The organism is Leptobacterium meishanense, from assembly GCF_037645805.1.
GTDB lineage: Bacteria > Bacteroidota > Bacteroidia > Flavobacteriales > Flavobacteriaceae > Leptobacterium_A > Leptobacterium_A meishanense.
On sequence record NZ_JBBEXE010000007.1, the window covers coordinates 28,775 to 51,688 of the forward strand.

23 protein-coding genes are annotated in these 22,914 nt (G+C 37.6%); 11 read left to right on the plus strand and 12 right to left on the minus strand.

Annotated elements, in window-relative coordinates; translation table 11 throughout:
* Positions 1 to 93: 93 nt before the first annotated feature.
* The 5 genes from WBG21_RS08790 (at position 94) to pyk (ending at position 4,435) form a co-directional block, all read left to right on the plus strand.
* Complete coding sequence (locus tag WBG21_RS08790; protein WP_340076984.1) at positions 94 to 327, plus strand: acyl carrier protein; 234 nt, start codon at positions 94 to 96, stop codon at positions 325 to 327.
* Positions 328 to 425: 98 nt separating this feature from the next.
* Positions 426 to 1,673, plus strand: coding sequence for a beta-ketoacyl-ACP synthase II (gene fabF, locus WBG21_RS08795; RefSeq protein ID WP_340076986.1), 1,248 nt, complete (start codon positions 426 to 428; stop codon positions 1,671 to 1,673).
* 10 nt (positions 1,674 to 1,683) lie between these two features.
* Positions 1,684 to 2,427 (plus strand): ribonuclease III, encoded by a 744-nt coding sequence (gene rnc, locus WBG21_RS08800; RefSeq protein ID WP_340076988.1) that lies wholly within the window; start codon positions 1,684 to 1,686, stop codon positions 2,425 to 2,427.
* 98 nt (positions 2,428 to 2,525) lie between these two features.
* Positions 2,526 to 2,990: an IPExxxVDY family protein gene (locus WBG21_RS08805; protein ID WP_340076990.1), complete on the plus strand. Its 465-nt coding sequence runs from the start codon at positions 2,526 to 2,528 to the stop codon at positions 2,988 to 2,990.
* A 2-nt stretch (positions 2,991 to 2,992) separates the two neighbouring features.
* Positions 2,993 to 4,435 (plus strand): pyruvate kinase, encoded by a 1,443-nt coding sequence (pyk, locus tag WBG21_RS08810; protein WP_340076992.1) that lies wholly within the window; start codon positions 2,993 to 2,995, stop codon positions 4,433 to 4,435.
* Positions 4,436 to 4,444: 9 nt separating this feature from the next.
* Here the strand turns inward: pyk and dinB are convergent, their stop codons facing one another.
* Positions 4,445 to 5,548: a DNA polymerase IV gene (gene dinB, locus WBG21_RS08815; protein ID WP_340076994.1), complete on the minus strand. Its 1,104-nt coding sequence runs from the start codon at positions 5,546 to 5,548 to the stop codon at positions 4,445 to 4,447.
* Positions 5,549 to 5,603: 55 nt separating this feature from the next.
* On the opposite strand from dinB, the gene WBG21_RS08820 reads away from it, so the two are divergent.
* Both WBG21_RS08820 and WBG21_RS08825 read left to right on the plus strand, forming a co-directional pair.
* On the plus strand, positions 5,604 to 6,071 hold the full coding sequence (locus WBG21_RS08820) for a CYTH domain-containing protein (RefSeq protein ID WP_340076996.1): 468 nt from the start codon (positions 5,604 to 5,606) through the stop codon (positions 6,069 to 6,071).
* A gap of 10 nt (positions 6,072 to 6,081) precedes the next feature.
* Entirely contained in the window at positions 6,082 to 6,546 is a 465-nt protein-coding gene (locus WBG21_RS08825; RefSeq protein ID WP_340076998.1) for a YciI family protein, read from the plus strand.
* A 6-nt stretch (positions 6,547 to 6,552) separates the two neighbouring features.
* Here WBG21_RS08825 and pbpC read toward each other — a convergent pair whose 3' ends face one another.
* The 3 genes from pbpC to WBG21_RS08840 all read right to left on the minus strand — a co-directional run bounded on the left by pbpC (position 6,553) and on the right by WBG21_RS08840 (position 10,415).
* Entirely contained in the window at positions 6,553 to 8,901 is a 2,349-nt protein-coding gene (pbpC, locus tag WBG21_RS08830) for a penicillin-binding protein 1C (RefSeq protein ID WP_340077000.1), read from the minus strand.
* 75 nt (positions 8,902 to 8,976) lie between these two features.
* Positions 8,977 to 9,996: a phenylalanine--tRNA ligase subunit alpha gene (gene pheS, locus WBG21_RS08835; RefSeq protein WP_340077002.1), complete on the minus strand. Its 1,020-nt coding sequence runs from the start codon at positions 9,994 to 9,996 to the stop codon at positions 8,977 to 8,979.
* 56 nt (positions 9,997 to 10,052) lie between these two features.
* A complete protein-coding gene (locus WBG21_RS08840) occupies positions 10,053 to 10,415 on the minus strand; it encodes a hypothetical protein (protein WP_340077004.1) in 363 nt (120 codons plus the stop codon).
* Between the two features lie 132 nt (positions 10,416 to 10,547).
* On the opposite strand from WBG21_RS08840, the gene WBG21_RS08845 reads away from it, so the two are divergent.
* A complete protein-coding gene (locus tag WBG21_RS08845) occupies positions 10,548 to 11,042 on the plus strand; it encodes a CvpA family protein (RefSeq protein WP_340077006.1) in 495 nt (164 codons plus the stop codon).
* A 1-nt stretch (position 11,043) separates the two neighbouring features.
* Here the strand turns inward: WBG21_RS08845 and WBG21_RS08850 are convergent, their stop codons facing one another.
* The 8 genes from WBG21_RS08850 to WBG21_RS08885 are packed head-to-tail and all read right to left on the minus strand — an operon-like array spanning position 11,044 to position 20,099.
* A complete protein-coding gene (locus tag WBG21_RS08850; protein WP_340077008.1) occupies positions 11,044 to 11,805 on the minus strand; it encodes an SH3 domain-containing protein in 762 nt (253 codons plus the stop codon).
* Positions 11,806 to 11,810: 5 nt separating this feature from the next.
* Complete coding sequence (locus WBG21_RS08855; RefSeq protein ID WP_340077010.1) at positions 11,811 to 13,580, minus strand: BatD family protein; 1,770 nt, start codon at positions 13,578 to 13,580, stop codon at positions 11,811 to 11,813.
* A 16-nt stretch (positions 13,581 to 13,596) separates the two neighbouring features.
* Positions 13,597 to 14,469 carry a tetratricopeptide repeat protein gene (locus tag WBG21_RS08860; protein WP_340077012.1) on the minus strand — a complete coding sequence of 291 codons (873 nt, stop codon included), beginning with the start codon at positions 14,467 to 14,469 and terminating at the stop codon, positions 13,597 to 13,599.
* The gene (locus WBG21_RS08865) at positions 14,469 to 15,512 is read right to left on the minus strand and encodes a VWA domain-containing protein (RefSeq protein WP_340077014.1); all 1,044 of its coding nucleotides are present in this window, start codon (positions 15,510 to 15,512) and stop codon (positions 14,469 to 14,471) included. Before WBG21_RS08865 ends, WBG21_RS08860 begins: the two co-directional genes overlap by 1 nt.
* Complete coding sequence (locus WBG21_RS08870; protein ID WP_340077016.1) at positions 15,513 to 16,514, minus strand: vWA domain-containing protein; 1,002 nt, start codon at positions 16,512 to 16,514, stop codon at positions 15,513 to 15,515.
* 2 nt (positions 16,515 to 16,516) lie between these two features.
* On the minus strand, positions 16,517 to 18,172 hold the full coding sequence (locus WBG21_RS08875) for a hypothetical protein (protein WP_340077018.1): 1,656 nt from the start codon (positions 18,170 to 18,172) through the stop codon (positions 16,517 to 16,519).
* A gap of 4 nt (positions 18,173 to 18,176) precedes the next feature.
* Positions 18,177 to 19,043, minus strand: a complete 867-nt coding sequence (locus WBG21_RS08880; protein ID WP_340077020.1) for a DUF58 domain-containing protein — start codon at positions 19,041 to 19,043, stop codon at positions 18,177 to 18,179.
* A 54-nt stretch (positions 19,044 to 19,097) separates the two neighbouring features.
* Positions 19,098 to 20,099 (minus strand): AAA family ATPase, encoded by a 1,002-nt coding sequence (locus tag WBG21_RS08885; protein WP_340077022.1) that lies wholly within the window; start codon positions 20,097 to 20,099, stop codon positions 19,098 to 19,100.
* A 164-nt stretch (positions 20,100 to 20,263) separates the two neighbouring features.
* On the opposite strand from WBG21_RS08885, the gene WBG21_RS08890 reads away from it, so the two are divergent.
* The 3 genes from WBG21_RS08890 to WBG21_RS08900 are packed head-to-tail and all read left to right on the plus strand — an operon-like array spanning position 20,264 to position 22,902.
* Positions 20,264 to 21,136, plus strand: coding sequence for an aldo/keto reductase (locus WBG21_RS08890; protein WP_340077024.1), 873 nt, complete (start codon positions 20,264 to 20,266; stop codon positions 21,134 to 21,136).
* 1 nt (position 21,137) lies between these two features.
* The gene (locus WBG21_RS08895; protein WP_340077026.1) at positions 21,138 to 21,773 is read left to right on the plus strand and encodes an HD domain-containing protein; all 636 of its coding nucleotides are present in this window, start codon (positions 21,138 to 21,140) and stop codon (positions 21,771 to 21,773) included.
* Positions 21,766 to 22,902, plus strand: a complete 1,137-nt coding sequence (locus WBG21_RS08900) for an ATP-binding protein (protein WP_340077028.1) — start codon at positions 21,766 to 21,768, stop codon at positions 22,900 to 22,902. The genes WBG21_RS08895 and WBG21_RS08900 overlap by 8 nt, the downstream gene beginning before the upstream one ends.
* The last annotated feature ends 12 nt before the right edge of the window (positions 22,903 to 22,914 follow it).

Genomic DNA, 22,914 nt, shown 5'->3' on the forward strand with positions numbered 1-22,914 from the left:
ATGAATTAAGAAGACATTTTAAAATGTAAAACGTTGTTTTAAAGCAAAGTTTTTTATTTTTGCCAACAATTTAATATTAAAACCAAAAAAATTATGTCAGACATTGCATCAAGAGTAAAGGCTATCATCGTAGATAAACTAGGTGTAGATGAAAACGAAGTAGTACCGGAAGCAAGCTTCACAAACGATTTAGGTGCAGATTCACTAGACACTGTTGAATTGATCATGGAATTTGAAAAAGAATTTGATATTCAAATCCCTGATGATCAGGCTGAAAACATTGCTACAGTAGGCCAGGCAATTCAATATATTGAAGAAGCAAAATAAGTAAGACCTTATAAACACAGGAAGGAGATGCGCTTAAGTATTTCTTTCCTGTGTAAAATTTTGTACCTTACCAAACAATCAATTTATTCATTCACAATATGGAATTAAGGCGAGTTGTTGTCACAGGTTTAGGAGCACTAACCCCCATAGGAAATACTATTGATGAATATTGGAATGGGTTGAAAAATGGTGTTAGCGGTGCAGCTCCTATCACATATTTTGATGCATCAAAATTTAAAACACAATTTGCCTGTGAAATAAAAAACTTCAACGTTAATGATTTTCTTGACCGAAAAGAAGCGAGAAAACTTGATAAGTTTGCACAATATGCATTAGTCGCTTCTTCAGAGGCAATTCAAGATTCCGAATTAGATATAGAAAAAGAAAATAAAGACAGGATTGGGGTTATTTGGGGAGCTGGAATAGGCGGTTTGGAAACCTTTCAGGAAGAAGTTTTAAATTTTGGAAAAGGGGACGGAACCCCTCGATTTAATCCCTTCTTCATTCCTAAAATGATTGCTGATATTGCCCCTGGGCTTATTTCCATTAAGCATGGGTTCAGAGGGCCTAACTTTACAACAGTATCCGCTTGTGCATCCTCTGCAAATGCAATGATAGATGCGCTCAATTATATCCGGTTAGGTTATGCCGACATTATTGTATCAGGAGGTTCTGAAGCGGCTGTTACTGAAGCAGGCATCGGAGGGTTTAATGCTATGCACGCACTTTCCACAAGAAATGATGACCCTAAAACGGCATCAAGGCCATTTGATAAAGACAGAGATGGGTTTGTTTTAGGAGAAGGGGCAGGAGCATTGATTTTGGAAGAATATGAGCACGCTAAAGCACGAGGGGCGAAAATATATGCAGAAGTAGCTGGAGGTGGCTTATCAGCAGATGCATACCATATGACAGCACCACATCCTGAGGGGTTAGGGGCAAAGCAAGTAATGTTGAATTGTTTGCGAGATGCACAAGTGTCTGTAGAAGAAGTAGATGCGATTAACATGCATGGAACATCAACCCCTTTAGGGGATGTTGCAGAATCAAAAGCAATACGTGACGTTTTTGGAGAGCATGCCTATAAACTAAACATTAATTCAACTAAGTCTATGACAGGACATTTACTGGGAGCAGCAGGTGCCGTTGAAGCTATTGCATCTATTTTGGCGATAGAACACGGTATAGTGCCACCGACAATTAACCATCAAACGTATGATGAGAATATAGACCCTAAAATGAACTTCACATTCAACAAAGCTCAAAAAAGGGATGTAAAAATAGCAATGAGCAACACATTTGGCTTCGGAGGGCATAATGCTTGTGTGCTTTTCAAAAAGCTATAAACTGCCTTTTATGAGTGGCATCAAAAAAATATTAAATCCCCGTTCAAATGATGACGGGGATTTTTTTTTGAAAATCAAAGCAATTATTGGTTTTAAACCTAAAAAACTACACTACTACCATAAAGCCTTTACACATAGGTCAGCCAATATAAAAGATAAAAAAGGAAATCCGCTAAATTATGAACGCTTAGAGTTTGTAGGCGATGTAATGCTAGGGGCTATTATCTCCAACTACTTATTTAACCAGGTTCCTTCCGGAGATGAGGGCTATCTTACTAAAATGCGCTCTAAAATAGTTAGTAGGGAGCATTTAAATGAATTAGGGAAAGATTTAAACCTTATCGCACTTTTAAAATCGAAAATTCCAAGAAATAATTTTGGAGAAAATATACATGGGAACATATTTGAAGCACTTATAGGCGCAATTTATTTAGATAAGGGGTTTAAGTATTGCGAGAAATTTGTTTATAGCCGTGTTATAGAACCATATGTTGATATTGAGCAGCTAGAAGGAAAAATAATTAGTTATAAAAGTTTGTTGATAGAATGGTGCCAAAAAACAAAAAAATCTTTTTACTATGAAGTTTACGAAGATGATGGTAATGAAGAGATAAAACATTTTGCGGTTAAGCTTCATATAGATAGGAGAGTAATAACCAAAGCCAGAGCAACCTCTAAGAAAAAAGCAGAAGAAAAAGTGTCAAAAAGAGCATATTATGTATTGCAGGCTCATATAGAAACTGAAGGATATTAACCATAACGTTTTCGTTATTAAATAAGGGTTAAACACATATTCAAAAGTTGCTAAGTCGTTTATAGAATCATATCTTTACATTTCCATGAAAACAACATATGGCTATTTTAAAAATACCAGATGATTTTTACGAACCCACGTATGGACTGATAGCTATTCATAGCTATAAAGAAGATTACCAAATAGCGTATTTTTTGAATGTGCATCTTAAAACCAATCTTAAGCGTATGCCTTTTTCTATTGAGCTTGATAACAGGTTTTCTTTTTCATTATATGAATGGGAAGATATATACAAGGAAGTTCGATGGAATTTGATAGCAAATGTATCGATTGATGAACAGGAAATCAATGAAACAAAAGGTTTGTTCAAAGGAACAAATACCCTTGTAAAGAATTATTTAATTCCTGAATATAGAAAAGCAGACTATTTTTTAAAAATAGAAAATGGAGAAATGCTTGATATGAAGCCTATTATCGAAAAAATAAATAATATTCCTCAGATAGCGACAGCATATACTGTTTATACAAACAAGCTGAAATCCAAGAACAATTTAATTTTTTAAAAATGCCAAGCATAAAAAAAACAAAAATCGTTGCAACCCTTGGCCCGGCTACAAGTAAAAAAGAAATACTTAAAGCGATGGTGGAAGCTGGGGTCAATGTTTTTCGGATTAATTTTTCACATGCTGATTATGACGATGTGAAAGAGCGAATAGCAATGATACGGTCACTTAATGAAGAATTTGGATACAATACAGCAATATTGGCAGATTTGCAAGGTCCTAAACTTCGTGTTGGGGCGATGGCAGAAGACGTCGTGGTTCATGAAGGAGATGAAATCACTTTTGTTACCGGTAAAGAGTTTAAAGGGAATGCTGAAAAAGTTTATATGAATTACAAAGCATTCCCCAAGGATGTGAATCCCGGAGAGCGGATATTATTAGACGACGGCAAACTTATTTTTGAAGTGGTAGAAACAGATAAAAAGGGAGAAGTAAGGGCAAAAGTAATTCAAGGAGGCCCTTTAAAGTCTAAGAAAGGTGTAAACCTTCCAAATACAAATGTCTCATTGCCGGCCCTTACGAAAAAAGATATAAAAGATGCTGCCTTTGCTATTGAACAACAAGTAGACTGGATAGCACTTTCCTTTGTGCGCCATAGTCAGGACTTAATTGATTTACAGGAGATTATCGAAAAAAAATCAGCAATAAAAATCCCAATCATTGCTAAAATTGAAAAACCGGAAGCGGTTGAGAATATTGATAAAATAGTAGCATATTGTGATGGACTTATGGTGGCTCGAGGTGATCTGGGCGTAGAAATACCAGCACAAGAAGTACCGCTCATTCAAAAACAATTGGTGTTGAGGGCCAAAAAAGCCCGGATTCCAGTGATTATTGCTACCCAGATGATGGAGAGTATGATTACCAGTCTTACCCCTACCCGTGCAGAGGTAAATGATGTGGCCAACTCCGTAATGGATGGGGCAGACGCAGTAATGCTCTCTGGAGAAACTTCGGTGGGGAGCTTTCCTGTTCAAGTAATTGAAAAAATGACCAGTATTATCAAAAGTGTAGAGCACTCTTCCCTTATTAAAGTGCCACAAGAACCACCCCACATACGCACCAAACGGTACATTACCAAATCTATTTGTTACCATGCGGCATTAATGGCCAATGAGATCAAAGCACAAGCCATTTCTACATTGACCAATAGTGGGTACACCGCCTTTCAGATATCAGCATGGCGCCCGAGTGCACATATTTTGGTATTTACGTCTAATAAACGGATACTTAACCAACTAAGCCTCCTATGGGGAGTGAAAGCATTTTATTATGACAAATACGTAAGTACCGATGAAACCATTGAAGATGTTAACCGGATTGCCTGTGAAAAGGGGTTCTTGGATGTTGGAGATATGCTAGTTAGTCTTGCAGCAATGCCTATTCAAGAAAAGGGGATGGTAAACACATTACGGGTTACCGAGATTACCAGTTGTTATATTTAATATTTGAAGCTAAAATTCCAACGTCAACTGTACCGAAACACTTTTTTGTATAGGTTTTTTTTCAGGTTTTTTTTGCGTGTTTAAATTAGAAAGGGATATACCTAGCAGTCGTACAGAATTTTGCAAAGTGTCTTGATACAACAATTCTTTGATAGTATCGAGTATACTAGATGCATCGGCAATAAAATAATCTAACGTTTTACTGCGGGTTTGGAGGGTAAAGTCACTATATTTTATTTTTAACGTGACTGTTTTTCCGGTAATGCGGTGCTTTTTTAACCTTCGTTCCAACTCATTGGCAATGGTCTCCAGGCGTTCCAACATAAAAATTTCACTGCTTAAATTCTCAAAAAAAGTATGCTCTGCACTTACCGATTTGTGGGCACGATGTGGTTTTACTTCACTTCGGTGAATACCTCGCACCACATTGTAATAAAACGAACCATGCTTGCCAAAATGGGTTTCCAGAAAATCTAAAGGCTGTTCTTTAAGATCCCTTCCGGTAAAGATGCCCAACCGGTACATTTTTTCAGCGGTAACCTTCCCCACACCATAAAACTTACGAATGTCCAACATTTCTAAAAAACCCAACACTTCCTCGGGAGGTACTGTTTTTTGTCCATTGGGCTTATGAATGTCACTGGCAATTTTTGCAATAAATTTATTGATGGAGATTCCGGCAGAAGCCGTTAAGCCGGTTTCATTAAAAATACGTGTTCGAATTTCTTCAGCAATAAGTGTAGCAGAAGGATTTGCTTTTTTATTTTTCGTTACATCTAAATAAGCCTCATCAAGCGAGAGTGGCTCTACTAAATCGGTATAGTTATAGAAGATAGCGCAGATTTGTTTGGAAAGTTCTCGATAGCGGTCAAATCGAGAGCGCACAAAAATAAGCTGTGGACATAATTTTTTAGCCATGACCCCGCTCATAGCACTTCGCACACCATATTTTCGTGCTTCGTAGCTTGCAGCAGAAACCACACCCCGTTTTTCACCGCCTCCAACAGCCACAGGTTTCCCTCGCAATTTTGGGTCATCCAGTTGCTCTACTGAAGCATAAAAGGCATCCATATCCACATGGATAATTTTCCGTATGGGAAGCATATTCTCCATAGCATAAAATTACTATATTTAATCCATTGAGTTAGATTATGATAACAACACATAGATGCTTGAAATAGAACGTAAATTTTTGGTCAGTTCAGAAGGTTACAAAGAGACAGCTATAAAAACGGTTCGGATTACACAAGGCTTTTTAAACACAGATCCGGAACGAACGGTGCGTGTGAGAATTAAAGAAGATAAAGGGTATATAGCTGTAAAAGGCAAAACAAATGCTTCAGGATTAACACGTTTTGAGTGGGAGAAAGAAATTCCACATGAAGAAGCCACCGAATTAATGAAGTTATGTGAGGCGTTTGTTATTGATAAAATTCGGTATGAAGTCCCTTTCATCAATCATTTGTTTGAGGTGGATGTTTTTTTAGGAGACAATGAAGGATTGGTAGTAGCAGAGGTTGAGTTGATTTCGGAAGCAGAAAAATTCTCTAAACCTAAATGGCTTGGAGGGGAGGTGACCGGAGACATAAAATATTACAATTCGCAATTGAGCAAAAACCCTTATAAAAATTGGTAAACATAAGAAAATGAAAAAATTAACCTCTTTTTTGATTCTTTTGATGATCGTTGCTTGTACTACACAAAAAAAGGACACCCCAACTACAAATACGGAAGTAGAACCAATAGACTCAATAAAAGATACCGGACATGAAACGTTTTCATACAAAGAAGGTGATACTACGTATGTGATGCAAAAATATTTTTTGGTGCTGTTGAAAAAGGGGCCTAACCGAGATCAACCGGAAGAAGCATATCAAAAAATACAAGTGGCACATCAGGCATATTTAGAGCAGCTTTTTTTAGAAGGGAAATTAAGTATATCAGGCCCTTTAGAAGCTGAAGAAAGCGATATTTCCGGGATTGTTATTTTTAACACACCTACCAAAGAAGAGGTGGAAACATTGATGCAAGCTGATCCTGCAGTAAAAGCAGGGCGGTTGGTGGTAGAGGTACTGCCGTGGTGGGCTGCGAAAGGGAGTGTGCTGAAATAGTATAGATTACCTTTCTACTTCAATTGCCTGTATTAATTGGTTACCTAACTCATCTACAACAGTAATGAGATGTTTTCCGGTTTTGGGAAGAATGGCCATTTCATGAAAAGTCTGTGTTTGCCCTACAAAAATAGCATCTACATACCAAAAAACGGTAAGCTCTGGTTTAGAGTGTGCCAGTTTTAATACCAATTCATTAGTGGTTCCGTCAAAATCCTTAGGCAGTATTACCCGCCCATTTTCTTTTGGGTAAATAAAATCCATGGTTGCTTGCCCTTCCGAGAAACAATCACTCCTATATGGAGGCAGGCTCCGGTATTGTGCATTATTGCTTTTGTAATAGTATTCCATAAGGGGGGGCAACACAAACCAAGAGACCGGTTCCATAGTATCAAGTGCTTCACAGGACGTGTTTACCCTGAATTGTTTTTGTGTATCTAAGTGGACTAGTTGGTGATAAGGGCAGGGAGGGGTTCGTTGTCCGGTGATTGGAATCCATGTCGTTGTTTTTGGGCAAATATCAGTAGCTAAGTGACCACTATTTATACAAACTTCTGCCTCTGTCAGTTCATCAAAAGGCTTTCTGAACCATGGAGCATTAGGAAGAACATCAAACACATCAAATAAAATAGGAGCTGCTGAACCTACTCCGGTTAAATTCGGTCGGCCTTCACCATCAGCATTGCCTACCCATACACCAACAACATATTTTGGAGTGACACCGATGGCCCATCCGTCCCTATTTCCAAAACTGGTGCCAGTTTTCCAAGCAATTTCTTTGGAAGAATCAAAAAACTCCCAAGCCTGTTCACCTTCAGGGCGGTTTACTTCTTTCATCGCTTCAAAAGTGAGGTAAATGCTACCTGCATCAAATGTTATTTTTTCCCGGGAACGATTGCCAAAATCCGTATTACTGTTAATAGTTGTTATAGGCTCAGTGAATTCATGTGTAAAATATTCACTAGAGGTTTCGGTATAATGGTTAACGGTACCTGCAAGAGCAGCATAGGTTTTACAAAGATCCCAAAGATTGCTTTCAGCACCCCCCAAAATTAAGGATAGCCCATAATGATTTGCAGAACGGTTAATGTCTCTTAAATTAAAAAAATCAAGTTGGTCCCGAAACCGCTCTAAACCATAACTTTTAAGCAATCGTACTGCAGGGACATTTAAAGAACGTGCCAATGCACGCTTTGCGGGGACTGCACCATCATAGGTTTCCTCAAAGTTTTCCGGGCTATAACCAGCTATTTGGGTAGGGACGTCAGCGACTAGGGTATTAGGCAATAGTTCTCCGGAATCGAGCATGGCAGCATATAAAAAAGGTTTCAAGATACTCCCGGTGCTTCGTGGCGCTGAAATCACATCTACATCTTTTTGATGGTTTCTATCGGTAGGGGTATTTCCTACATAGGCCAAAACATGTCGGGTATTTACATCCATGACCAATACACCTGCATTATGTATCTCATTTTGGAGGAGTGTTTCGTGGTGTTTTTTTACAATAGCAACAACATTGTCCTGGAGTTGGGCATCCAATGTTGTTTTTACCCTTTTTCCTTGCTGGGTTTTGGCAATGTATTCTAAGAAATGAGAAGCTTTTTGTGGAAGCGGAAAAGGTTTTTTAGGCAATGCTTCCACGATGGCAAGTTGATAAGTCAGGGAATCAATTATAGCATTCTCAAGTAATTTTTTTAACAGCTTATTTCGTTTTGCCAAGAGTTTTTCTTGGTTCTTTCCGGGATAAATGAGTGAAGGAGCATTGGGCAAAACGGCTAAAGTAGCACTCTCTGCCCATGAAAGTTGATGAGGATGTATACCAAAATACCTCCAGGAAGCCATATCAAGGCCTACAACATTACCACCAAAGGGGGCATGTGAGGCATAAAGATTTAAAATCTCATTTTTGGAATACCGTAATTCAAGACGGGTAGCAAGAATAATTTCAATTGCTTTTTCAAAATAAGTGCGGTTTTTGTTTTTGCGGGACAAACGAATTACTTGCTGTGTAAGTGTACTTCCGCCCCGGACTACTTTTCCAGCTTTTATATTTGTTATCAACGCCTTTGCTATAGATACCGGATTGAACCCGGGATGGCTGTAAAAATGTGCATCTTCGAAGAAAAGAAGGCTTTGTTTAAACTTTTCTGGTACACTATCGGACTTTGGGAACCGCCATTGTCCATCAGCAGCAATTTTTGCACCAAGTAATGTGCCGTCTTTGGTTTCAATAACAGTAGCGGTGGGGTCATTAAACAGTTGCTTGGGAAGTGAAAAATAATATAGGACCAGCAGTACCAATAGGATAGCTGTTTTTAACTTGTGTTTTTTTATGTGGTTGATAATGGTTTGCAACTTTTCCTGACTTTGTTATTAGAAAGGTATTGTTTTTTTAGGGGAAAAGAGCAATAGAAAACAAACGGATGTTTTTTATAGCGCTGATTTAAATTGCTCTAGGAAACGAAGATCATTTTCACTCAGCATACGGATATCCGGAATCTGGTAGAGTAGCAGTGCAATACGGTCAATCCCCATTCCGAAAGCAAAGCCGGAATATTCTTTAGAGTCAATTCCGCAGTTTTCAAGTACATTTGGGTCTACCATACCACACCCCATAATTTCGAGCCATCCGGTACCTTTGGTCATTTTATAATCAGTTTCCGTTTCTAGGCCCCAATACACATCAACTTCGGCACTCGGCTCGGTAAAAGGAAAATAAGAAGGACGCAAGCGTATTTTGGACTTTCCAAACATCTCGGTAGTGAAATACTGAAGTGTTTGTTTTAAATCGGCAAAAGAAACCCCTTTGTCAATATACAACCCTTCTACCTGATGGAAGAAACAATGCGACCGTGCAGAAATATCTTCATTTCGGTACACTCTACCCGGGGAAATAGTCCTAATAGGGGGTTTGTTATTTTCCATATATCGTACTTGTACAGATGAGGTATGGGTGCGCAGTAAAATATCAGGGTTGGTTTGGATAAAAAATGTATCCTGCATATCACGTGCCGGGTGGTGTTCAGGAAGGTTGAGTGCCGTGAAGTTATGCCAATCATCCTCAATTTCAGGGCCTTCGGAAACGTTGAACCCTATTCGGGAAAAAATGTCTATAATTTGGTTTTTTACAATAGAAATGGGATGCCGTGCACCAATTTCTATAGGCTCTCCCGGACGGGTAAGGTCTCCGTATTTGCCTTTTTCTTCTATAGTATTCTCTATAGCTTCTTTTAATGCATTTACTTTATGGATGGCTGCATTCTTAAGCTGATTGATGGTTTGCCCATATTCTTTTTTAAGCTCGGAGGGCACATTTTTAAATTCAGCGAAGAAAGTGTTTAACAATCCATTTTTCCCCAAGTATTTAATGCGGAAATTTTCGATAGCTTCTTGGGTATCGGCATGGAACTTTTCCACTTCTTCAATATGTCCTTTTATTTCGTCGAGCATTGTTCAGTTATTAAGAGCGGCAAATTTAATGATTTTTATACTTTACGAGAAGTGTGTTATATATCTTCAAGATATTCTTTTTCTATAAAATAGCTTACAATGGCTTCTTTCATTAAAATAGTTTGCTCACCGGGCTTAAGAGTAGGAAGCTGTTCTTTTATTTTATAGTGTGGCCAGCCATCGTCATCAAAAAAATCAAATTCATAATAGCCATAAGGTTCTAATAATCTACAAATGGCAATGTGCATGAGGTTTACTTTTTCATCTTTTTTAAAAGAACGGTGTAGTTGGCCAAGCTCTTGTATGCCAATAAGGTAGATAATACTATCTAGCTCCAAAGGATCACTGTCTGAGAACTGTTGGGATAGTTTTTCTATAATGGTATCCCATTGTTTTTTGAGTTTTTCGTCTCTTGCCATTTTTACGATTGAGTAAACAAAGATATAGGTTATAAGGGAAATTTTTGGTAAAGAAACCTCACAGGGTTTTAAAACATATGGGAGCTTAAAAGGATATGATCAAACTCGTATATTTGTTTGAAAGAATACAACATGAATTTCATTGATATCGTTTTGGGAGGTTTGATCATCTATGGGGTAGTAAGAGGCTTGATGAAGGGTTTTTTTGTTGAATTAGCTTCTCTCTTGGCACTGATTTTAGGAATATATGGAGCTATACATTTTTCTTATTATGCAGGGGATTATCTTTCTACTCGTGTGCAATGGGAGGAACGCTATATAAATTTAACAGCCTTTGCAATTACATTTGTTGGAATAGTTGTAGCAGTAACTTTTGCAGGAAAACTATTTACCAAGATTGCCAGCTTTGCTATGCTAGGGATTCTTAATAAATTATTGGGAGCTGTTTTTGGAGGGTTGAAAATAGCGATTATTCTTGGAGCTGTTCTTGTGTTTTTTAGCAGGACAAATAATTTAATGGGCTTTGTGAGTGAAGAAACGATTGAGGGTTCTGTGTTATATAAACCATTGAGTACTATAGGAGAATATGTATTTGCAATGGTTTTGCAAGAGACGACGAAAGGTTAATTTAGTTTATTTTCAATTCTTTAATTTCTTGTTGTGGAACCCAACCCACTTTTCCATCAGCTAACCGGATTTTTTTCCAATCGTTTAATTCTTCCAAAACAGTTACTTTAGCACCTTCGTGCAGGGAGAATATTTCTTCGCTTCGATCATTGGGTTCAGATTTTATACCTACTTCTTGTGCAAAGACAATTGCAGGCCGATTATTTTTATAGACGTTATATTCCTGAAATGCCATTATTATAGCAATAACAGCTAAAAAAACAGTAATTAGGCTTGTCACAAAGAACAAACGTTTTAGTTGTTGTTTGTTGAAGAAATAGTATAGTAGAAATAAGAGAATAAATACGAATACAAAAATGACAGCAGTTATTGCCCATTGGTTGTATGATAATTTCCCAATACTTTTTTCAATAAGCTTGGAAAACCCAGTTTGTGGCAATGGTTCAATAACATCAATAGTCATGTTTTTTGCAAATGCAAGATTATTTTTTACATCTTCATCATTAGGCGCAAGGAGTAATGCTTTTTCATAAAAGTAAATACTAGGCCCTATGCGGTTGAGTTTGTAATGTGCATTTCCTAGATTATAATAGAGTGCTGCAGAATGTTCTCCGGATGCTAAGATAGTAGTGTATTTTTCAATAGCACTTTCATAATCTCCTTCATTATATAGTTTTGTGGCTTCTTCAAACAACACATTGTTTTGTGCGGTAAGAACATTTGCCAAGAAGCCTATCAATAAGATTAAAAACAATTTCTTCATGGCCATTAGATTTGTTTGTCAATTTGAGAAATTACTTCTGCCGCTTTTTGGTAATCTTGCTGCATGGCTACTTCTGATGCAGGGCTGTACCTTGCCAATTCACAGCTTTTTAAAAGTCCGATAAAACTGTCTACAACAACACTGTTCACCTTTTTAGAAGTTAATAAAGCGTGAATTTTATCTTTACTGAATTCAGCAGTTTCAATGTGGAGTTTTGCTTTTAAATAGTTATGCAAGGCTCTTTCTAAAGCTTCATAAAACAGCTCCTTTTTGCCTAATGTTTTTTTAGCTTCCGACAGATATTTTTTGGCAAGCTTATTTGCTTTTCTAATTCTGTTCCCTTGTACATCTGCGTTTATAGCCTTTTTCTTTCTACCTACAAAAATGGCCACAGGAATTAGCAGTAGGGGTGCAAGGAGCAATGCATAAAATGTTTTTGAGTTGAAAAACTCTTTTTGTTTAATAGGTTTCAGGTTTGGGGTTAATTTGATGAATCTAAATTGACTTCCGGTAGTTATAATAGCTTGTTTATTGGGTGTTGAGGTCACAGCATTGGTTGAATTGCTATTGTTGACAGGTCCTTCAAAAACATTGACTAGGATTTCTTGAGATTTTAGTGTTTTATAGATTTCATCTGAAGGATCAAAATAAGAGAAGGTTACCGGAGGAATAGGATACTTTCCTCTGTATTGTGGTACAACCGTGTAATTGTCAGTCATTTTTCCTCTAGACCCGGAAATATTAGTATTGACATTTTCTTCATATTCAGGGTCATATACTTCTAAAGATCCGGGAAGGGTTAGTTTGGGCAGATCAAACAATTTAAGGTTTCCTTTTCCGGAGACTTCCACTTTTAGCTGAAATGACTCGGAAGCCTTTAAGTCTGTTTTGCTAGGGATCACGTTAAAATCAAAATTGCCCACTGCTCCGGTAAAATTTTCCGGTTTGCCATTTTCCGGCAGTGGTTTTACATTGATAGTCCGGTTTCCTGCAGCAATTGTTTTATGGGCTTGTGTATAGATGCGGCTACCAAAAAAATCTCGTCTATTAGTGGGCACATCTACAGTTACATCTAAAGACAGGGGTTCTATGGTAAGTTTCCCTGTTTTCTGAGGGTATAAAACGACGCGTTTAAGCACTACGTATCGGTAAGAACGCCCTTTATAGGTGCCGTTTTCTACTTTTAGCCGTTTTACAGGAATATCTTGGCTCCAGAAATTGTTGTATTTTGGGTTGTCTAACGGCCGGAAGTCGCTCACATTAATATTAGGGCTTACATAGAGTTTATAGACAACACTAACAGCCTCATTTAAGTAGGGCCTTGTTTTAGAAACTTCAGCAACAAGATGCAAATTTTCTTCTGCAATATCATCGGCGGTTGGGGGAGCATTCGGGTTGTCTACTGCCGCGGTTACTTCTACTGTTTTTGGAAGTGTTTTATAGATTTTCCCATCTATTTGAATAGAAGCTTGTTGTATGGTAAACTTTCCTCTTGCTGTGGGGACAAGGATATAAGTATACGATTTGGAGTAAGTTCTTTTCCCATTAACCCAGGAGTTGCTTATGGACTGACTGGGGCCACTAACCCTAAAACCGTCAAAGTTTGGCGGAATGAAATTGTCACCATCTTTGTTCATATGAAATTCTACTAACAGGCGCTCATTTACACCAAGCCTTTCTTTGCTGAGCTTTACTTCAAACACAACATTATCCTCTTGTGCTACAAGCGTTGTGTAACTACTTAATACGAGTATGATTGTTAATAGCTTTTTCATCTTTTCACAGTACAATCTACCAATCTTTTTCAGCTTTTACTGGTTTTCCTTTTACTTTTTTGGCATTCAACTTATCCTGCACCTTTTTTTCTTCATTGTTCATGGCTTCTAGTAGGTTTTTTATTTGTTGAGGAGATAACTGGCTAGGGCGTTGTTGCGGAGTTCCTTTTTGATCTTCCGGTTTTTCACCTTGCTTGTTTTCCTCTTTTTTGTCCTGTTTTTTATCGTTTTCTCCTTTGTTATCTTTTTCAGGGTTTTTATCGCCTTCTTTGTTTTCTCCGTTTTTATCTTCTTTTTTCTCGTCTTCTTTGTTGTCGCTTTTCTTGTCTTTATTGTTTTCTCCGTCTTTGTTGTCTTGGTCTTTGTCCTTCTTGTCCTCTTTATTATCCTTATTGTCTTTGTTTTTTTCGTTTTCTTGTTGTTGTTTTTTCAACATTTCTTTGGCAAGGGCTAAGTTGTAGCGGGTTTCATCATCAGCAGGGTCATTTCGTAAAGATTCTTTGTAAGCTTCTACTGCTTTTTCGTATTCTTTATTTTTCATAAAAACATTGCCCATATTGTGGTAAGCACTGTGTTTTTCTCCTTTTGAATCAGCTACCTCTCCTGCTTGTTTGTATCGGGAAAATGCTTCTCCCAAGCTATTTTCACTATAGTAAGCATTTCCAAGGTTGTATTTGGCAGCAGCATAATCACCACTTTTAGAAATTGCCTTACGGTAAGCAGCTTCCGCATCAGCAAACTTTGCTTCTGCTAAGTCGCTATTTGCATCATAGACAAGGTTGTTGGCTTGTACCAATGCTTTTTGCTTCTCTTTTTCTTCTTTTGTTGTTTGAGAAAAAGCAAATTGACTGACGCCCACAAATAATAATATCCACTTCATTTTTTTCATCAGCTGTCTTGTTTTTCGTTAAACAAATTTAATCGTTGCAACCATGCTGTTTTTCGTTCTAAGAGAAAAATATCTAAAAACAACAGTATGATGGCAGCTCCCAGAAACCATTGGAATTGGTCTTTAAAATCAGCAAATTGTTTTGCTTCAAATTCTTTTTTATCTAGCTGTGCAAGCGTTTCTTTTATATATTCAACAACTTTTTCGGTATTGTTTCCGTTAATGTACCCACCATTTCCTTTTTCGGCAATATTCCTTAGGATTGTTTCATTTAACCGGGTGATAACGACTTCTCCGGTTCGATCTTTTTTGTAACTTTCAACAACACCGTTACGTTTTTCAGGGATGGGGCCTCCTTTGGCCGTGCCAACACCAATGGTAAATACTTTTATGCCTTCTGCAACAGCTTCTTCTACAGCGTCAGCTGCTCTTTCGGAATGGTCTTCTCCATCAGAAATAATGAGCAGTACTCTATTGGTTTGTTCTTCATCATTATAATAGGTTTTGGAAAGTTCAATAGCGTCATCGATAGCGGTTCCTTGAGAGGAAAGCATATTGGTATTCATGTTTTGCAAAAACATTTTTGCTGCAGAATAGTCGGTTGTAATAGGTAATTGCGGGAATGCTTGCCCGGCATAGGCAATAATACCAATCCGGTCACTCCCTAATTGATTGATGATTTCTGAAACAAGCCGTTTGGTTTTTTCTAGACGGTTGGGCGCAATGTCTTCTGCCAACATGCTTTTAGAGACATCTACGGCAAACACCAAATCCAGTCCTTCTCTTTTAACGGTTTCTAGTTTGGTACCGATTTTCGGGTTTACTAATCCTATTGTAAGGGATGTTATAGAAAGTAGGGCAATAATAAGTTTAAAGGTAGATTTGAAAAAGGAACGGTCAGGGCTTAGTTTTGCCAAGAGTTCTTTATCTGCAAACCTGGCTTGTGTTCGTTTCTTCCAAAATTGAAGAAATAGAAAAGCCAGGATCATTACAGGGATAATGACTAAAGCATAGAAATATATTTTTTCTTCAAGTTGGTACATCTATATAAAGCTTCTAAATAGTGTATATTTTAATAGTAATTCAATAAGCAGCAAACCTCCTGCCAAAAGGGCAAGCGAGCGATACTTTTCTTCAAAATTTGTATATCGGAACTCTTCTACTTCTGTTTTCTCAAGTTTATTAATTTCCCGATAGATTTCTTCTAATTTTTGATTGTCAGTAGCTCTAAAATAACTTCCTCCGGTCACTTTAGCGATTTCTTTGAGGAGTTTTTCATCTATTTCTACTTCTCGGTACCCGTACCGGAAACTTCCGTCAGGATTATAGGCTACAGGTGTTAATGCCATGCCATTGGTTCCTAACCCAATGGTATATGTTTTTATACCATATTCTATAGCTAATTCTGCGGCAGTCCGGGGTTCTATAAAGCCCGCATTGTTCACCCCATCTGTTAGCAGGATAATAACTTTACTTAATGCTTTACTTTCTTTTAACCGGTTTACAGATGTAGCTAGTCCCATACCGATGGCTGTTCCATCTTCTATTTGACCATAGGTGATTTCCCGAAGGGCTCCTAACACAATAGATTTGTCACTGGTAATGGGGGTTTTGGTATAACTTTCCCCTGAATAAACAACCAAGCCTATCCGGTCGTTCGGGCGTCCTTTTATGAACTCGGCAGCAACATCTTTTAATGCAGATAACCGGTTAGGTTTAAGGTCTTTTGATAGCATACTTGAAGATACATCAATAGCAATAACGATGTCAATTCCTTTGGTTGTTTTTGTCCTTGTGGATACTTCTTTGGTTTGTGGCCTTGCTAATGCGGTTATCAATGCAGCAAGGGCCAACAAGCGAAGTGCAAATAGTAAAGGTTTTAACCTTGGCAAGAATGTGCTTGTTATTTTAAACCCTTTTACACTAGATATTTTTAGCGAAGCTGTTGTTTGTCTTTGTTTGAAAACATACCATAGTATTGCCACTGGAAGCAGTAGGAGCAACCAGAAGAATTGTGGATTGGCAAATTGGATATTTTCAAACATTTTTAATTAATTGCTTTAAAGTTTATAGAGTTTAAGATACGTTGTACCACGTCTTGGGCATAGCGGTTATCATCTTTGTGTACAATGACCAATTGTTGAAAACCACCATTTTCAGCGAAACTCAGTAAGGTGTATTGTTGTTTTTGTTCTTTTGTTGATTCAGGCCCCTTCATGAGCATACTTCCGTATACTTTGATACCTTCTTTTCCAGTAAGGGTTTCAAACTTGTCTTGTTTGGTGATGATATTTTTAGCGCCTTCTGCTTCAAATAAAGCAATACTCCCGTCAATCGCTTTTTGAAGGTCAAATTCAACATCTTTGTTAAATGTGGTAACACTTGCCATGATATAAAAATGATCAGTTAGTGTCCCATAAGCAAAGGTTTGGTTGCTATGTATGGAAGCTTTAGCTTCCTTAGGGATTGGCAACTCAAATCTTTTTAAAACTTCGGGAGCTTCCAATTCGATGGGCGGATAACCATATTCACTGGCAACCCATTCTCCTTCTAACAAAGCTTTTGTGGGATGCCCTAAAACCGTATCTTTTACGGTATGGAAACCAAAAAAACCAATGGCCCCGGCAGTAACCATAAGGACAAGGAGTAACGAAGCAGCCCCTGCGATAATAATTTTTCTTTTACGTTTCTTTTGTGTCAGTTGTAGCAGGTATTCTTCATCATTCTGTAGGTCTTCCTCAGTGGGCTCGGGGAGCCCTTCTTTGGTTTTTACGACAATTTGCTCAATGGCTTTTCGATCAGCTTCGGCAATGTTGTTTTCGGGTTTAGACTTTGCAAACTTTACCAAGTCAGCGGTTTTGAGGACCTGCTGAAATTGTTTGATGGTCTCTTTCTCAATTTTTAATGCTCCCGAATCTTTTAGCATTTCTATTTTTTGAATAAGCTCGTCTGTAGTACTTTCCAATGCTGAAATATGTACATCTTCTTCTATATATGCCCTAACAATATTAGTGAGTTCGGAATAATATTGTTTATGCTCGGATTGAATTAAATATTTAGATTCTTCCAGTTTTTTTAGTTCCAGCATTGCCCTGTCAAAAGGAGGGAGCAAGGCCACTTTTTCTTCTTCGGACAATGGTTTTTTACGGAAGAAAAACCAATATACAAAGCTGCCAACAATGGCAATGCCGAGAAACCACCAGAGGTAGGATAACCATCCGGAGTAATTTTTTTCTACAGCAATGATCGGTTTTATGTCATACATTTTTTGCTTGGTTGTATCTACCAATACAGTATTGACATCTATTTGTATGGAATCCGTAAAAAAAGGTGTGTTGTTGACAAGGATTTGCTGTCTAGGGAGCATATAACTTCCGGAATCAAATTGTGTAAGGGCATATTTTTTAATGAGGTTATAACGGTCTTTGTTTCTAGAGGTATCCACCGGATAGGATTCTATAACCTCTAGAGGCAAAAAAGCTTTAGCCTCGGGAAAAACTACTTGTGCTGTGGTATCAACTTCTACATCTACTGTAAAATTAATTTGCTCTCCAATCAATATCTTAGTAGAATCAATGGTAGAAGTGACTTTTGGGGCATTTTGCGCAGTACTATGAAAAACCACAAAGAACAGTATCCAAAAAAACCAAAAAAGCTTTTTTTGGAGTATTTTAAAAATCTTATGTAACGATAGATTTCCCATTTTTTTATCCACGTCTTTTAAAATAGCCTAACAGCTTTTTTACATAGCTTTCATCTACCCTACAACTCAATAATCCGGCGCCGCTTTTTGTAAATGTGTCTTGGAAATAACTTACTTGTTCTATGTAATGCTTTGCATAGTTATTCCTCACTTTTTTAGATTGTGTGTTCACAAGCAGCAGTTCTCCGCTTTCGGCATCTTCCATTTGTACCATTCCCAGGTTTGGGATTTGTTCTTCCCGATGATCGTATATCCGAATCCCGGTAAGGTCGTGTTTTTTGCTGGCAATTTTTAATGTTTGTTCATAATCGCTTGTTATAAAATCAGAAAGTATAAAAACAATTGCTTTCTTTTTCATAACGTTGGAAAGGAACTTTAAGGCTTCAGAAATATCCGTTTTATTACTACGGGGCTCATATTCAATGAGTTCCCGAATGATACGGAGCACATGTGAACGCCCCTTTTTAGGGGGAATGAACAATTCTACTTCGTCGGAAAATAAAATAAGCCCAATCTTGTCATTGTTTTGTGTTGCAGAAAACGCAAGCGTAGCAGCGATTTCAGTAATGATCTCTTTTTTAAACTGTTGAGAGGTTCCAAACAACTCAGAACCACTTATGTCTACCATGAGCATCATAGTGAGCTCGCGTTCTTCTTCAAACACTTTTACAAAAGGCTCGTTATAACGTGCAGTAACATTCCAGTCAATAGCCCTTACATCGTCTCCATACTGATATTGGCGTACTTCGCTAAAGGTCATCCCCCGTCCTTTGAAGGTAGAATGATATTCTCCCCCGAAGATATGGTCGCTTAAGCGACGGGTTTTGATCTCTATTTTCCGGACTTTTTTAAGTAATTCTTTCGTATCCATTGGGTTTCAGTAACAGTTATCAGTTGATAATTTGATGGTTGTTTTTTGAAACTACTATGGCACTTCAATCTCGTTGATCACTTTATTGATGATGTCTTCTGTAGTCACATTTTCGGCCTCTGCTTCATAAGTAAGCCCTATACGGTGGCGCAGTACATCATGAACAATAGCCCTTACATCTTCAGGGATCACATAACCTCTCCGTTTGATGAAGGCATAACATTTAGCTGCGTTGGCAAGGTTAATACTTCCTCTTGGAGAAGCCCCGAAGCTAATAAGTGATTTTAAGTCAGCCAATTTATATTTTTCAGGGTACCGGGTAGCAAAAACAATATCGAGGATGTATTTTTCAATTTTTTCATCCATGTACACTTCCCGCACGACTTCTTGTGCTTTTAAGATTTGTTTTACGGAAACTACCGGATTCACTTTTTCAAAAGCTCCTTTTAGGTTAGCTCTTATAATAAGCTGCTCTTCGTCCATTTTAGGATAATCAATTACCGTTTTTAGCATGAAACGGTCTACCTGCGCTTCCGGTAATGGATAGGTCCCTTCCTGTTCTACCGGATTTTGGGTGGCCATTACCAAGAAAGGTTTATCAAGCGGAAAAGTTTCATCGCCGATAGTTACTTGCTTTTCCTGCATGGCCTCGAGCAATGCTGACTGTACTTTGGCTGGGGCCCGGTTGATCTCATCAGCTAGCACAAAATTGGCAAAAATAGGCCCTTTTTTTACTGAAAAATCATTCTGTTTGATGTTATATATAAGTGTTCCTACAACATCTGCAGGAAGCAAATCGGGCGTGAATTGAATTCGGCTAAAGCTTCCATTAACAGCTTTTGAAAGGGTGTTTATTGCCAACGTTTTTGCAAGACCAGGAACTCCTTCCAACAAAATATGCCCTTGCCCTAAAAGCCCAATGAGCAGACGTTCCATCATGTGCTTTTGACCGACAATTACTTTATTGACTTCTTGGTTTAGGAGGTCAATGAATGCACTTTCTTTGGCAATTTTTTCATTAATTTCACTAATATCTACAGTAGCGTTTTCTTCCATATGCAGTTATTTTTAAGGACGTGAATATACTAATCCCATTTTGAGGTTGCAAATTGAAAAAATATTAGGCTCCTTGCTGTTAATAATTGGTTAAAACTTATTAATTGCCAGTACTTTTAAGGAAGTTTTAGGTTTATTACATTTAGTATAAGAAAAACGAGGGTATGACAAACAACACATTTTCAAAAATTATTGCCGGTACTATGGCATGGGGAAGTTGGGGGAAAGAATTTTCTAAAACAGAGATGGCAGCATTAATAGACCATTGTATAGCGTGTGGCATCACAACATTTGACCATGCAGATATTTATGGAGATTATACTACTGAAGCTGATTTTGGAGAAGCATTCGCGGCGAGTAAAATTCCTAGGGAACAGATTCAATTGATCTCAAAATGTGGGATTCAGTATATTTCTGAAAATCGATCTAACAAAGTAAAGCACTACGATTACAGGAAAGCGTATATCGTTTGGTCGGTGGAAAAGTCTTTGAAAGATCTTCGAACAGATTATTTAGATTTGCTTTTACTGCACCGTCCGAGCCCTCTAATGCAATCGGATGAAATTTCCGAAGCGATTACAACCTTGAAGCAACAAGGAAAAATTAAAGCTTTTGGCGTGTCAAATTTTACACCTTCGCAAACAGATCTTATCCAAAAACAGCTAACAGTTTCTGTAAACCAGATTGCATTTTCTTTAACAGCTCATGGGGCAATGCACAACGGTAGTTTGGACCATATGATGTTGCACAATATCAAACCCATGGCCTGGAATCCTTTGGGGAAGATATTTAAAGAGGAAGACGAACAAACAAGTCGGATAAAACAACAGCTATTAGCGTTTATGGAGAAGTATGAAGCTACAGCAGACCAATTGCTTTTGGCATGGATATTAAAACATCCTTCAGGAATCCATCCCGTCATAGGTACTACAAATAAGGGGCGAATAGCAAATGCAGTAAAAGCAACAGAAGTTACCATGGACTTAGAAGATTGGTTTATGCTTTTAGTAGCAAGCCAAGGGCATAAAGTACCTTAAAATGGAACATTCGGTTTTAATAAGTAAATGGACAGCGCTTGCTACAAAATATACAGATGATACAGCATATGTGTCATTTTTGTGGAGCGAGCTTGAAAGGAACTATTCCTCCAAAAAAAGACATTACCATAATTTAGAACATATTTTAGAGATGCTCCGTTTAGCAGCGCAGTTTGAGACAGCATTAGTCGATTACGATGTACTATGTTTTGCTATATGGTACCATGATTTAGTCTATAATATATTAAGAAATGACAATGAAAGCCGAAGCGCAAAACGGGCATCAGGTAGATTGAATAATTTACAGTTAGCAACCAATCGTATAGAAAACTGTGCAATGTTGATCCGCTCTACAAAAAACCACGAGATTATTCTTAAAGAAAATCAAGACAATGCTTTTTTATTGGATTTTGATCTTTATAGATTAGGAACTGACTCCGAAACCTATCAAAAGCACTGTGCTAATATCCGAAAGGAGTATATGCGGTACCCTGATTTCATCTATTTCCCCAAAAGAAAAAAAATACTCAAGCAGTTTTTGAAAAGGGATTTTATTTACCACACGGATTATTTTCGTGAACATTATGAAGAAAATGCACGAAACAATATAAAAAAGGAGTTAACAAAATATGATTAATAAGCGCCTTCTAGTAAAAAACTTATTGGCTCATAATGATGAAAATAGTTTTTATGACAAAAAACGGTTTATCAATATTGGTCAAAAAGAAGGGAAGGCAAAATTTTTAAAACATATTTGTGCATTGGCCAATTCTAACCCTAAAAATAACTCTTTTATTGTTGTAGGTGTGGAAGATGAAGACAACAAAATAGTAGGAGTTGATTTTTTTGATGACAGTAAAATTCAAAACTTAGTCAATGCCTATATAGAAAACCCGCCGCTTATTTCTTATGAAAATATCCCTTTTCCCCATCTTCCCGAAGGGAAAGTAGTAGGCCTTGTGACGATACGCTCCACAGGAAAAATATGTGCGCTCCGAAAAAATATATGGAAATATTGGGGAGGAAGTGTGTTTTTTAGAGATGGTAGTATGAGTATGCCCAAAGTATTTGACCTTGAAATAAAAGACACCAACTCAGCAATTGTAGCAGCAATTGAGCAACATGCCCGAAATAATATTGAGTTAACGTTGGATGGCGTGATAGATTTTATAAATAACCGCCATGGAGACTTAGCGTCCAGTTATAAGGTTTTTAAAGAGCAATTTGTGGTATGTTGGGCAGGAAACACCAAAAAGGTAAAAGACAAAACATACTATTCACGTGTAGATATTGAATTGATTAATGAACAGGTACAGCTTTTTTACTCGGCGTTAGATGAAGTTGAAATTACTTTTGACGATGGTTCTTTTACCATTACAGAATATGTGCATTTAGGCTTGGGGGATGACCAAAGATACTACCCGTTGGAAACCGTTACCATTACATTTAATGACAATGGTGTATATAAAATGGACAGTACCATTCTTTTTGAGCCACCAAAGTATGATAAGAAAAGCCTTTTCCATGTTCTTAATGCGAACAACGCTGCACTTGAAAAACTACAAAAAAACCTTCCGCTTTCTACAATAGATAAGAAAACATTAAAAACGTTACCGGCTACGTACCTGATATGTTATTTAAATGGTTTTGATGATGTTAAACCCATGCTTGAAAAACACCGATGGGCCATAAAAGCCTATGATCTCAATATATACACCTCCCTTAAAGAAGCGTTGCGGATTTTACGAAAAATTAAGTACCGATAAAAAGATTGCAAA